9 protein-coding genes are annotated in these 12835 nt (G+C 51.1%); 2 read left to right on the plus strand and 7 right to left on the minus strand.

Annotation, left to right across the window (positions count from 1 at the left end; translation table 11 throughout):
• Window positions 1–6: 6 nt before the first annotated feature.
• The 6 genes from KQJ23_RS07570 to KQJ23_RS07595 all read right to left on the minus strand — a co-directional run bounded on the left by KQJ23_RS07570 (window position 7) and on the right by KQJ23_RS07595 (window position 9583).
• Window positions 7–2472: a glycoside hydrolase family 31 protein gene (locus KQJ23_RS07570; RefSeq protein WP_216478250.1), complete on the minus strand. Its 2466-nt coding sequence runs from the start codon at window positions 2470–2472 to the stop codon at window positions 7–9.
• A gap of 117 nt (window positions 2473–2589) precedes the next feature.
• Complete coding sequence (locus KQJ23_RS07575; RefSeq protein WP_044482328.1) at window positions 2590–3474, minus strand: carbohydrate ABC transporter permease; 885 nt, start codon at window positions 3472–3474, stop codon at window positions 2590–2592.
• 18 nt (window positions 3475–3492) lie between these two features.
• The gene (locus tag KQJ23_RS07580; protein ID WP_216478251.1) at window positions 3493–4383 is read right to left on the minus strand and encodes an ABC transporter permease; all 891 of its coding nucleotides are present in this window, start codon (window positions 4381–4383) and stop codon (window positions 3493–3495) included.
• A 65-nt stretch (window positions 4384–4448) separates the two neighbouring features.
• Window positions 4449–6164 carry an extracellular solute-binding protein gene (locus KQJ23_RS07585; RefSeq protein ID WP_216478252.1) on the minus strand — a complete coding sequence of 572 codons (1716 nt, stop codon included), beginning with the start codon at window positions 6162–6164 and terminating at the stop codon, window positions 4449–4451.
• 282 nt (window positions 6165–6446) lie between these two features.
• Window positions 6447–7841: a response regulator transcription factor gene (locus KQJ23_RS07590; protein WP_216478253.1), complete on the minus strand. Its 1395-nt coding sequence runs from the start codon at window positions 7839–7841 to the stop codon at window positions 6447–6449.
• Window positions 7838–9583 (minus strand): sensor histidine kinase, encoded by a 1746-nt coding sequence (locus KQJ23_RS07595; protein WP_346779361.1) that lies wholly within the window; start codon window positions 9581–9583, stop codon window positions 7838–7840. The genes KQJ23_RS07590 and KQJ23_RS07595 overlap by 4 nt, the downstream gene beginning before the upstream one ends.
• 418 nt (window positions 9584–10001) lie before the next feature.
• On the opposite strand from KQJ23_RS07595, the gene KQJ23_RS07600 reads away from it, so the two are divergent.
• A complete protein-coding gene (locus KQJ23_RS07600; protein ID WP_216478254.1) occupies window positions 10002–11348 on the plus strand; it encodes an MFS transporter in 1347 nt (448 codons plus the stop codon).
• A gap of 64 nt (window positions 11349–11412) precedes the next feature.
• Entirely contained in the window at window positions 11413–12177 is a 765-nt protein-coding gene (locus KQJ23_RS07605) for a PIG-L deacetylase family protein (protein ID WP_249529585.1), read from the plus strand.
• Window positions 12178–12247: 70 nt separating this feature from the next.
• On the opposite strand, the gene KQJ23_RS07610 is transcribed toward KQJ23_RS07605, so the two are convergent.
• Window positions 12248–12829 (minus strand): TetR/AcrR family transcriptional regulator, encoded by a 582-nt coding sequence (locus KQJ23_RS07610; RefSeq protein WP_216478255.1) that lies wholly within the window; start codon window positions 12827–12829, stop codon window positions 12248–12250.
• Window positions 12830–12835: the final 6 nt, after the last annotated feature.

Raw genomic sequence — 12835 nt, forward strand, 5'->3', positions numbered from 1 at the left:
CCCGGTTTATTTCTGGTGAATCCGAATTTCCATGTCTGACGACGGGCGGGAAATCCATAATGTCAATTCTTGCTCGGCTTCATCATAATAAATATCAGGGCTGTTTGACGCTTTAAAGACTCCGTCCGCTGAAATTGCGCCTACGGCGACTTCTCCCGGCAAGAAGGGCATATGCTTGAACCGCAACCGCCAGGTATCCTGTGAGGTCCCATAGCCGGAATGCAGCGCATCGATGCGCAGCATGACCACACTCGCCTCTTCCTGAAGCCGGAAGCGGCGCAAACTGTAGGCACCAGCTTCATAATCCAGGGTCAGCCCGTCATCCTCATACAACTCAAAATGACCTGTCGACTCGTCCCCCGAGCAATACACATCAATCATTAGCTCCCTCTGTGCTTCAAGGGCCGTCGACTCTACCACCGGCTGATGCGGCACAATCGCTCCTGCCTTCACATAGAGCGGCAGGCGTTCGAGCGGAGCCTCCGCCAGAATATGCCGCCCGCCTTCGTACCGCTGACCGGACCAGTAATCGATCCAGGTTCCCGCGGGCAAATAAACGGCCCGGCAGGTCGTCCCCGGACGATATACCGGTGCGGCAAGTAATTGCTCACCCAATAGGAACTGGTCACACAGATTCGTGACATTCGAATCCTCCGGATACTCCAGCACCAGCGGGCGAATGACCGGAAGTCCGGTTTCGGACGCTTCCCGGAATACAGAATAGATCAGCGGCAGCAAGCGATATCTCAGTCCGATATACTCACGGCAAATCTCCTCCGCCTCCGGGCCAAAGCACCACGGCTCCTGGCGGATCGAACGAAGCTCACTGTGATTGCGGCAATACGGAAACAAGGCGCCCATCTGCGTCCAGCGGACGAGCAATTCTCCGCTCGCATGGTGAGCAAAGCCGCCGATGTCGGGCCCGGCAAATGCCACACCCGACAGCCCCAGGTTCAGCACCATCGGCATGGACATCGCCATATGCTCCCAGAAGCTGCGGTTATCTCCCGTCCATACCGCGGCGTAACGCTGAATCCCGGCATAACCGGCTCGTGTCAGCACAAAAGGACGATGTCCGTTCAGGTTTCGCTTCATCCCTTCCGCCGTCGCCTTGGACATTAACAGTCCGTACAGATTATGGATCTCTCCGTGGCTGACTGGCTCCCCGTTATTGCCGTGCACCGTATCCAGATCCATCGTCATCGACGGATTGAATACCGCCGGCTCGTTCATATCGTTCCAGATTCCTTCGATGCCCATCTCCGTGTAGAAGCGGTGCAAATCTCCCCACCATTCCGAGGCGCGATCCTCCGTAAAATCCGGAAAGACGCTCATCCCCGGCCAGACCGGCCCGACGAAGGGCTGACCATCCGGCTTCAGGCAGAAATAGCCGTTCACTGTCCCTTCCTTGAACACCGGGTAGTTCATGTCCAGCTTCACGCCGGGGTCGACAATCGGTACAATCCGGATGCCTAATCCCTTAAGCTCCGCAATCATCCCCTTGGGGTCGGGGAACCGCTCCGGATCAAAGGTAAAGACCCGGTAACCTTCCATATAGTGAATGTCGAGATAGATGACATCACAGGAAATCTGCTTCTCCCGGAACGTACGGGCCAGCTCCAGCACCTCCTCCTGCGACATATAGCTATAGCGCGACTGATGATACCCGAGCGCCCAGTGCGGCGGCAGCTCCATCCGTCCCGTCAGGGATGTATAGCGCGAGACGACGCCCTTCATATCCGGTCCCGGAATGAAATAGTAATCCATGCTTCCTGTTTCAGTCTGCATCAGGAAGCTGTCCGTGTTGCTTCGCATATCAAAAAACGTTCTTCCCGGATTGTCCAGGAACAAACCGTACGTGTAGTCTTCCTCATGAACGACGAGCAGCGGAATGGATTGATATAATGCCTCAATCTCCGGCACATGCGGCGCATAGACATCGCTGTTCCACATTTCATAGCGCTCGCCCTTCTTATCGAGAGCCCCCGTCTTTTCACCAAGTCCGTAGAAATGCACCGCTTTCCCCGCCGTAAACAGTCCGGTGACAGCCAGGCTCTCATCCCATGCCAGCGGAGCTTGATCCGCAATGAATTGGCGGCTGCCGCTCATAAACGAAATCCCGCCATCCTGCTTGCCGATAGACAGAATCGCCTCGCTGGTCAAAAGTGTATACTTGTCTCCCTCTTCCATGAGCTGCGCCTCCGGCAATGTCCCTTCTGAATTCTCCTGCGGTACAACCGCAACGGTAGATTTCATCGAGAGAACTGCATCTTCGCCGGCAACCCCCGGAAAGAGCTTAATACGAATCATCCCGCGCGGAAGGATCCGGATAACCAGACTCCCGTTCTCTGCGCTGATGATCAAGTCCTGCTCCTGCCTTCGGACAGACTGAACCGGGCCGAGGGTCTTGGACCCGATCGTTCGGCCGATCGCCTGCACCTTATCAGGACTGATTGCTTCACTTGTCAGCATGTCTCTGCTTCCTCCTGCCAATTACTCTATAAATTTTGATGATCGGCAAGCACGTAAATGCTCCCTAGCTTTTATCTAAATCAATCATTTGCCAATATTAGAAAATGAGCCGCACACTCAACCCTTGACCGATCCGAGCGTGATGCCTTTGACGAAATATTTTTGCAGAAACGGATAGATGACCAGCAGCGGCAGCATGGAAATAAAGATTTTCGCCGCATTCAAGGTCTGGTTCGATAGATTGGACATCCGTTTCACCGATTCCTCATCCATCTTGGTCGGGTCGATGACGACAGCTACCTGCCGGATATAGGATTGCAGCGGGTAATGATCCGCCTTGTTCATCAGCACGAGCCCCTGGAAAAATTCATTCCAGTGATACACAATGGTGAACACCAGCACCGTAGCCAGCACCGGCATCGCCAGCGGCAGCAAAATGCTGAACAGAATCCGCCAAGGTCCTGCGCCGTCGATCAAGGCTGATTCCTCCAGCTCCTTAGGCATATTTCGGATGTAGTTCATGACCAGAATCACGTTAAAGACCGGCAATCCTCCGCCTAATACGAGCCCCCAGATGCTGTTGATCATGCCCAGTGACTTCATCGTCAAATACCATGGAACAAGTCCGCCGTTAAACAGCATGACGAAGATCAGCAGCCACATGATGATGTTTCGCGGGCGAAATTCCTTCGATGTCTTCGAAAGCGGATACGACATTAACAGAATCGCAAAGAACGAGATGGCCGAGCCATAAGCGACCCGTTGTACCGAGATAAAGAAGGACCTCAGAAACTGGCTGTCATTCACAATGGTCCTGTACGAATCAAAGGTAAAGCCCTTGGGCCATAAAAATACAGTCCCTGCCGCAGCCGCAGCTTTGTCGCTGAGTGAGATGGACAGGGTATACCACACCGGCAAGAGGCACAGCAGCATGGTCAGAATCAATACAACGACATTCAAGCCGTTAAACAATCGGGATAACGCCGAACGTTCGGTAACCATATGACTTCATCCTTTGTCTTAAAAAATCCGGTAGTTGGCGAACCGGTACGCCAGACTGTAAGAGACCGTAATCAGAACAAATCCGACCACCGATTTCAGCAAACCTACAGCGGTGGCAAGCCCGTATTGCATATCGATCAGGCCCGCACGATACACCCAGGTGTCGATAATGTCTCCTGTCGAATAGACGGACGGGTTGTAGAGGTTGAAAATCTGGTCGAATCCGGCATTCAGAATATTGCCCAGACTCAACGTGGCGAGCAGAACGGCTACCGGCAAAATGCTCGGGATCGTAATCTTCGTCAGCCGCTTCCACTGAGAAGCCCCGTCGATGGCGGCCGCTTCGTACATTTCCGGATTGATCGAGGTCAACGCCGAGAAGAAAATGATCGCATTGAAGCCGAACTCCTTCCACACATCGCTTCCTACCAGAAGGGCCGGAAACAGTCTTTCATTTGTGAAGAACATCATCGGCTGTACGCCTAATACTTCCAACAGCGAGTTAACCGGGCCGTTATAAGAGAAAATATCCAGCATCATCCCGGCCACGATGACCCAAGAGAGAAAGTGGGGCAAATACACTGCAGTCTGTACCGTCCGGGTAAAAAGCTTGTGCTTCACTTCATTCAGCATCAGCGCAAAAGTGAGCGGAACAAGCAGGTTGCCTACCATTTTCGAAAAGGCAATCAAGATTGTATTTCTGAAAATCAGCTTGCTATCGTCAAGCTCGAACATATATTGAAAATTCTCCAGCCCGACCCACGGCGACTTCAGAATACCGAGCCCCGGATTAAATTCCTTGAACGCCGTCAGAATGCCGTACATGGGCAGCAGATTGTAAAAGAAAAGCCAGATCAGACCCGGCAGCAGCATCAGATAATAATGCTTGTTAAAGCCTTTGTTCAGCATGCTTCATATCTCCTTATTAGGATGTCAAGACGAGTACCAGGTACCCGTCTTGACGAAGAATCAACCTATTTAAGTTCGTTCACTTCTTCAGTGATTTTGTCGCCGCCTTGATCCTTCCATTTCTCCACAAAGGTATCGAACGAATCCAGATCAGCACTGCCCATAATAATCTTCAGGAAGGTCTCATCCTCGAGCTTCTTCAGGTTGGTCCATCTGGACTCCATCGTCTTGGTCTGAGCCGTGGCGATGCTGCGTACCCAGTTGATATCGGCATCCACGAAGGCGGAACCGCCATTCAAGTGGGCGTACAGGTGAGTGAAGAATCCGGCATCGGTCTCTTGATCCCAGTATTCGATATCATAGTTATCCATCGGATCTTTCTTGACATTCAGTGCATGGTTAGCCATTTCATAAGCCCAGCCATAGTTGTTATTATCGAAATCTTCCAAGGTCATTTTGCCTGCTAGGTAGTCGCGAAGCGAGTTCACAGCATACTCAAGCTGGTCGCCGGCACCCAGAATCAGGAACAGCGGCACCTCTTGCGAGGTCATTTGCTTGCCTGCGGTCAGGGTCTGATATTCTTCATCCTTGCCCCATTGATGGAGTGTCGTCATCTTGATGACGGTCTCCGGATGCTTGTAATTCTTGCTGACTACGAGATAGCTGCTGCCTGTGGCCGAGTTGGAATTGAACTTGCCGGAAGCATCGAGAGGAGCAGCATAGGCTCTCCAGTTGGCCTTCGGATCGTTCTTGATATTGTCAGGAATGTTGTTATAGGCGGACCACCAAGGCCCGAAGAAAATACCGGTCTGCCCGCTTGCTACAACCTCGCCTGTGCTCTTGCGGACGCCCAGCTCCTTATCAAGAATGCCCTTGGCATACCAATCTCTCATCAGGGCAAGTGTCTCTTTCGTCTCTGGTGTTGTCGAGCCGTACACGGCATTGCCGTCCGCATCCTTCACCCAGATTCCCGGATAGGCGCCGTTGGCAAAGAAGATCGAGGAGAAGTTATACCAATGATCCGTCGAGTTCAGGAAGGTAGAATAGAGCGTTCCGCCTTGCTGCGTGCCGACGATACCGATCGTATTTTCACCGCCCATTTTATTGTCAATGAACGCTTGGGCGATTTTCTCAATGTCCTCCAGCGTCTTCGGCGGCTCCAGGCCGAGCTGGTCGAGCCAGTCCTTACGGATCCAGGTCAGCGGAGCGGACGGAAGTGTCGTCTCCGGAAGGGCATACAGCTTGCCGTCGAAGGTCACGCTGTCCAGCAGCCCGGGGTTGGAGTCGTAAACCGCTTTCAAAGCCGGGCTTGCGTATTTCTCATATACTTCTTTCAGGTCGGCCAGTTGTCCGGCTTTCACCATTTGTCTCAGTTGAGTTTCGTTGACGATCATGGCATCCGGCAGATCGTTGCTGGAGATCGCCAGACTGACCTTTTGCTGGTAATCGGTACCGTTAGCCGCTTCCCAGGCGTGCTTGACGACGATATTGTATTTGTCTTTGAGCCAGCGGGTGTAGACGTTATCCTCTGATGTATCTGTGCCGTCAAACTTGTAGTTCGGGTCGATGCCCCGGCCGACGGAAATCTCGGTAGGCTCGTCGAACTTCGCGAACGGATCCACCACTTCCTCCACAACCGGCGTGTTCGTTCCCTTATTGCCGCCCGATGCATCGGGACTGTTCGAAGCGTTGCTCCCGGCATTCTTATTACCGCCGCCGCAAGCAGACAGGCTCATGGCTACGAGGATGACCGAAAGCAATAACAACAAATGCTTTTTCATTTTGCTCCCCCTTTAGGATGGTTACTTCTTGTGACGACTTCACTATAGCACGGGCTTCCCGCTGCTCGGGATAGAGAGCTTTCGCCGATCAGGGTAGAGAATTTGATGCTTTCCGGATTCAACCCTGCGGATACTGGCGATAGATTTCATACCACGTGGAGTATTCGCATGGAGTGACGGCAAGTTCCGCTCACGCTGGAATACGGTGATTTTGTGCAAAATTTCGTATAAAAAGGCGCACGAAATGTCTACCTTCATTTCGTGCGCCTCTCTACCCTTGGACTATTGCTCTGAAGAAGAAGCCTGCTGCCTGTATTCGCTCGGCAGCAGGCCGACCTGCTCGCGGAATAGCCGGCTGAAATATTTCTCATCGTTATAACCGCATTGCTCGGCAATCCACTGGATTGTTCGGGACGTATTGCGCAGCAAGCTCTTCGCCTGCTCCATTCGAGTGACACGGACGTAATCCGCAAAGGACTGGCCCGTGTACTGCTTGAAGCATTGGCTGAAATAGCTGCTGCTCATATTCACCAGCTGAGCGATCTCACCGGTAGAGATCGATTGGCTCAGATTCTGGCGGGCAAGGTTCATCGCTTTATCCAGGCTGCTGCGGATCTCAAGCGAAAATTGCTGCTTCGCTCCTGCCAGCCGGATCTGATCCCGGGCCCCTGCCAACCACAGTTCAAAGCTATACCAGCTTGGATAGTAATCCTCCATCGTGATGGGTTCCTCCAAGGTTGGCCTGTACAACCGGTTCCATTCATCCGAGAGTGAAATGAAAATCCGGATCAATCGCACCGACGGGAGTCTCATTCCCTTCAATTCCTGCAACAGCCTATAGAATAGCCGGTCCTCATAAATCCATTCCGTTCCGCTCCAGCGGTCCCGGATGGAATCCATGGAGGGACTCTGTTCCGCGGAGTCCCTATTCACCAGTTCCCTTGCATCCACATAATTAACCGGGGAGGAAGGTTCATAGTCATAGAACAAGTCGTGCTTCTTATAGGAACGAATGACCTGAAGAATCGTCTTGCGATCAAGTCCCTCCAGCCCGGACAGCGTGACCCGGGCCACACCGGGTCCAGGCTGATATTCCGGCTCCGCCTCCGTACCCCCATCCCCGGCTTCCTCATCATGCCAATACCAGACCCCGGGCTCCGCTTCGACAGCGGAGGGCGGTACCTGGCCTGACTCCGCCGCATCTGCGGATGGATTTAGTATATAGCAGAGCTGCAGGGTATTTATGCCTTCCCTCTCCCAGCTGCTATCCGGATCCGGCCTGGTTGAACCCGACTCCTTCTGCTTCATCAACCGGCTGACCCGACCAAGCACCTCCTCGAATTGTTCCTTCTCCAACTGAATTTTTGCAATGTAATCAATCGCCCCGAGCCTCAGCGCTTCTTGAATGTATTCGAAGTCTTGATGGAGGGTCAGGACGACTATCTTGACTTGACGATAGCGCTCCCGGACGATCCTCATCAGCTCAATTCCTGACATCACCGGCATGGAAAGATCGGTCATCAAAAGATCCACCGGATTGGATTCCATGAATTTCAAAGCATTCTCGCCATTGTTGGCTTCTCCGACGACCTCCATCTCAAATTGCTGCCAGGGCATCGCGGAGATAAGTCCCTTCCGAACCAGCTTGTCATCATCTACAATCAGGACGCGAATCATCCTATCTGTTCACCCCCGTTAATGGGAAGCCGAAGTGTAACTACCGTTCCTTTGCCCAGGTCGCTCTTGATGAACAACCCCGCCGTATCACCGTAATTGGCTCTCAAAATTCTCTTCACATATTTCATGCCGATCCCCATCCCAACCTTATGACTTTCCTTGCTGTCGTCATGCAACAGACTGGCTATCTTCTCGGGAGTCATACCTTCCCCGTTATCCTGAATAACGATAACGAGTTCTTCCTCTTGAAGCCTTGCGCTGACATTAATGTATCCATCATCGCTAACTCCATGATATAAGGCGTTCTCAACCAAAGGCTGCAATAAAAAGCGCGGGCTAGGCAAAGCCAGGCACTGCTCATCAATATCCAGGTCTACATCGAACTGGAAGTCGTACCGGATCTGCTGAAGCTGCAAATACTCCTTAAGCGCCTCTATCTCGTCCCCGATCGTCGAGACCTCTCCCATTTTGCCCAGATTATAATAGAGCAGCTTGTTCAGACTGAGCACCAGCTTGTCGATCTCGGTCTGGCCATTCATGAGTGCAAGCCAGTGTACCGTATCCAGCGTATTCATCAGAAAATGAGGATTGATCTGGTAGAGCAGCTTCTCTACCTCAAGATCAGCTCTTCGCTTTTCCTTCTGCTCGATTTCGTTATATAGAGCCCAGATTTTCCCCTTCATGCTGCGGGTCTGATAGAGCAAATAATCAAATTCCGGGATAAACGTCTGCTCCGTCTGTACTGTTGCATCGGAGTGAATCAACGACTTAATCTCCCGATGGAACTTATCCAGCGGACGATAGACCATTTTCCATAGCACCCAGGCCATAAATACCGTTACCAGTAGGAAAATCAAAAAAATGCCTGTAATCTGGATCAGCCAGCGGTTCCGCTCCTGCTTCAGTTCATGCTCGGGCAAGACGGATACGATACTCCAGCCCTGATTGCTGGTCTCCCGGTTCCAGAAGTATTTTCCAGAATAACCGGAGGTCATCTCCGGATTTCCGCCGGGAAACATCGTGTTTACCGGAAATTTATCCGGTACCTCGCTGAAAGCGATTGCACCATCATCATTAAGAAGCAGCAGTCTTCTGGAGCTGTCCTTCTGATTCTGGGGCGCGAACAAAGACTTGAGCGCATTACGCCCGGATTCAATATAAAGGTAAACATTCTGATCCGGAAGATTCACCTTGCGCATGATGCTGAAGACATATTGGTTAATCGAGCCGTTATAACTGGTGTGCGGGCCAAAGTAGGTTATCTCCGGATAAGTGGACAGCACCGGCAGACTGTCAGGCTCAAAGTTCCCTCGAACCCGGAAGTTCTCATATTGATAGGTTTGTTTGTCGGGATAATAATACAGCACTAAGCCCACGTTGGGGTTAGAAAAGGTAATAATATTCAACTCGCTGCGCAGCTCATTAGCAAGCCTTAACCGCTCGTAGGGCTCCTGCTCGGCCGCAAGCTGCTCGAACAGACGGTTCGTTCCGACCCCGTATGCAAGCTGCTGGGAGACATGGCTCATATTGCTCAGCGCATTCTCAAGAGTCATCAAATCCTGCTTCAGATTACTCTGCAAGGCACTCTCCACTTTATTGCCGATAATCGAATCAATCGTATAAAAGGAGATGAAGCCCAGGCAGATGAACGGCGCTAAACTGCTGATGAGAAAGATGAAGATGATCCGGTTTTTGAATGTTATATTTTTCAGCCGCCTAAGGATTCTGTCCGTAAGCTTCACCCTTTCCTGATTACTTCCCCTGTAAATACGAGTTCAAAAAGTCAGGTTTTCAGCACCGAGAAGATTGCGAGAACCCGAAGAAGGAGGGACGGAGAGTAGGCAGAACCTGCGTGAGTGAAATGCTTCCAAAGGAAGCATGCCTCGCAAGCATCCGCTCGGACTTCAAGGGTGAATGCAAGATTCGACGCCGAATCAACTCCTTGCAATACTTCGTGATCAAAAGGTGACTTTTTGAACTGCCTCTGTAAGATTCGGGAGCCTGGAAAGCCCCTATTTATACATCATAGCGTGAAATACGATTCAGCAGGGGGGAAAGTTCACCGGGATCAGGGTAGAAAAATTAACAGGAAAGAACTGTTTGACATTCCTTCCAGATCGAGGTATATATCAGACAAAAAACAAGGAGTGATCTGAGATCATGGAGGAAAGGGTCCCGGCACGCGAGAAAGTATTCTATTCCGGCGGTTTGCTCGGGCAAAACATGCTTTACAGCTTCATGTCCGCCTATATCCTTTTCTTCTACACCGACCTGCTCGGCATAAAGGCTACCACCGCCAGTCTCATTCTCGTCGTTGCCAGCATCGTCGATGCGTGCCTGGACCCGTTGATGGGCATGATTGCCGACAAAACGCGAAGCCGATGGGGGAAATTCCGCCCCTATCTGCTGTTCGCCCCTTGGTTGATTGCTGCGGCAACCGTCCTGTGTTTCTGGGATTTCGGCGCTTCACCTGGCATCACACTCGCGATATCCGCAGCGGCTTATTTGCTCTGGGGCATGCTCTACACCGTCTGCGATACCCCATTATGGGCTTTATCCTCCGTGATCTCCACGGCGCCCAAAGAGCGGAATCTGTTGGTGACTCTAGGCAAAATCGGCGGAATGCTCGGGGTCGTCGTGATCACGATCGGCGGGATTCAGCTCCTGCTTTCCTTTGGCGGGGAACGAAATTCGCGTGCCTATTTACTCTCCGCCATCCTCATCGGTATTATCGCGGCAGTCCTGATCTTTCTTGCCGGCTTTACTTCCAGAGAGCGGATTGCCCCTCCGGTTGAACGCATCTCTTTTCACCGTAATATCCAGACCGTCTATAAGAACAAACCTTTGCTCGTCCTGCTTTTCTCCCTGCTCGTCATGAATCTGGTCATTAATTTAATGCAAGGGATTCAGCTGTATTACGTTGTTTATGTGTGGCAGGATGCCGGCTTTGTCATGAAAATCGGTATTAGTCTGGTGGTTGGAATGATTCTGGGGATGGGAGCTACACCGAAGCTGCTTCATCGTTTCCCTAAAAAGAGACTATATATTTTCTCCTGTCTTTTCGGCTGTCTTTCATGTACGATCACATTTTTGTTAGGACAGCAGAATCCCGTTCTTATTCTGATTATGCTTGGATTCAATTTTTTCTTCTGCGGAATGGCGACCGTGGTCAGCACCTCCATGCTGCTTGATACGATTGATTATTCCGAATGGAGACTCGGCTTTCGCGGCGAGGGCATCGTCTTCTCGACCAACACCTTCATCTCTAAATTTAGCGGTGCTGTGTCACGGATGATGATCGGCGCAGGGCTGGGTCTGCTTCATTATGTGGAAAATCAGCCCGTTACCGCACAGCTGCAAAATGGACTCAGCTTTATGATGCTAATGCTTCCCGCCCTGTGCTTTGCCGCCGCCATTATTCCCGTATTGTTCTATGGAATTACCGAGCAACAAAGGATTCATGTCCAGCATGAGTTGGAGAGAAGGAGAACCACCCTTTCAGGGTGATCCATAGACATGTCATCAGAATTGTACGTTCCATCCATCCATTTCCATACAAAGGAGCGATCTTATGATGAACTCATCGCTGAATGAAATCAACAAGCTATTGGCGCCGCCTGACATTACCGGCTGTCGGAAAATCCTGTGCATTCAGCCTCACCCCGACGACAATGAAATCGGAATGGGGGGAATTATCGCCAGCTACGCTGCAAGAGGCTGTGAGATCCATTATCTGACGATTACAAACGGGGATCTCGGCGCACTGGACGTTAGCTTGTCCCATGAACAGATTGCCGAAGCAAGAGTACAAGAGACGGAATTAGCGGGCAGACATCTGGGGGCATCCTTCTTTTATACACTTGGCTATGAGGACGGAACCCTGCAGGACATCCCCTCGCTCTCTCAAAAAATAGCCGAAATCATCCGTCAGGTTCAGCCGGAAGCGGTATTCTGTCCTGATCCTTGGTTGAATTACGAAGCGCATTATGATCATATCGTTACCGGAAGAGCGGCGGCACACGCAGTCATTAGCAGCTCTCTGCCGTCCTATCCAAAGGGCACGCAGACAACTCCATGGCAGCCCGCCGCCATCGGCTTCTACTTCACTTCCAAACCGAATACCGTTATTGACATTACCCCGTATTACGAGCAGAAATTCCATGCTATGCGTCTGCATAAAAGTCAACTGTCGGAAGAAATTCTTGGTCTTTACTATATTTATTTCAAAAAATCAGGACAACAACTGGCGGCTGACCTGGATTTTGAAATCGGAGAAGGGCTAAAGGTTCTGTCTCCGCTTCACCTGCACTGCTTTGTCAATGCAGAGCACATCTAAATGCACACGACGCCGTATCCTGTCTTGACGGCAGACAGAATACGGCGTCTTGCTTTTCATAAATTTAACCTTATTTCTTTCCGGCCAGTCCATACAGGAACAATTCCATGACTTCCTTCGTATAAGGCAGAACCGAACTGTAGACGGATTTCTTGCGCAGCCCTTCAGTGAATATGCTCAGATAGACGATCATGGCTTCAATCGTCAGTTCATCATGAATCTTCCCATCGTTCTTTCCTTGCATGAACAAGTTCATATAGAGCTCAAGACCTTCTTGCTCGTACAACTCGCGGACCCGGCTGTCCGGTCTGTTATATTCCTTCATTACCTCATCGATAAATTCCGAGGAGTTGTGCTCCATCTCGGCGCTCTCTAAGAACATCATCTTCTCCAGCTTGGTCTCAAAGCTCAGGTCACCATGCACGATGGCATGGAACTCCTCATATACCTCGGATATATAGTGCAGAATGACCTCGCGGATCAGGTTGTCCTTTGTCCCGAAGTAGTTAAATATCGTAACCTTGGATACTCCGGCATCAGCAGCGATTTCAGCCACAGTCGTATCCTGGACCCCTTTTTGCAAATAGAGTGAAAGAGCGCTCTTTAAAATTGCCTTCGTCTTCACTTCTTTTCTCTTCTGAAATCCGTCCATCCCGAT

The organism is Paenibacillus brevis (assembly GCF_018919145.1).
In the GTDB taxonomy this organism is placed as follows: domain Bacteria; phylum Bacillota; class Bacilli; order Paenibacillales; family Paenibacillaceae; genus Fontibacillus; species Fontibacillus brevis.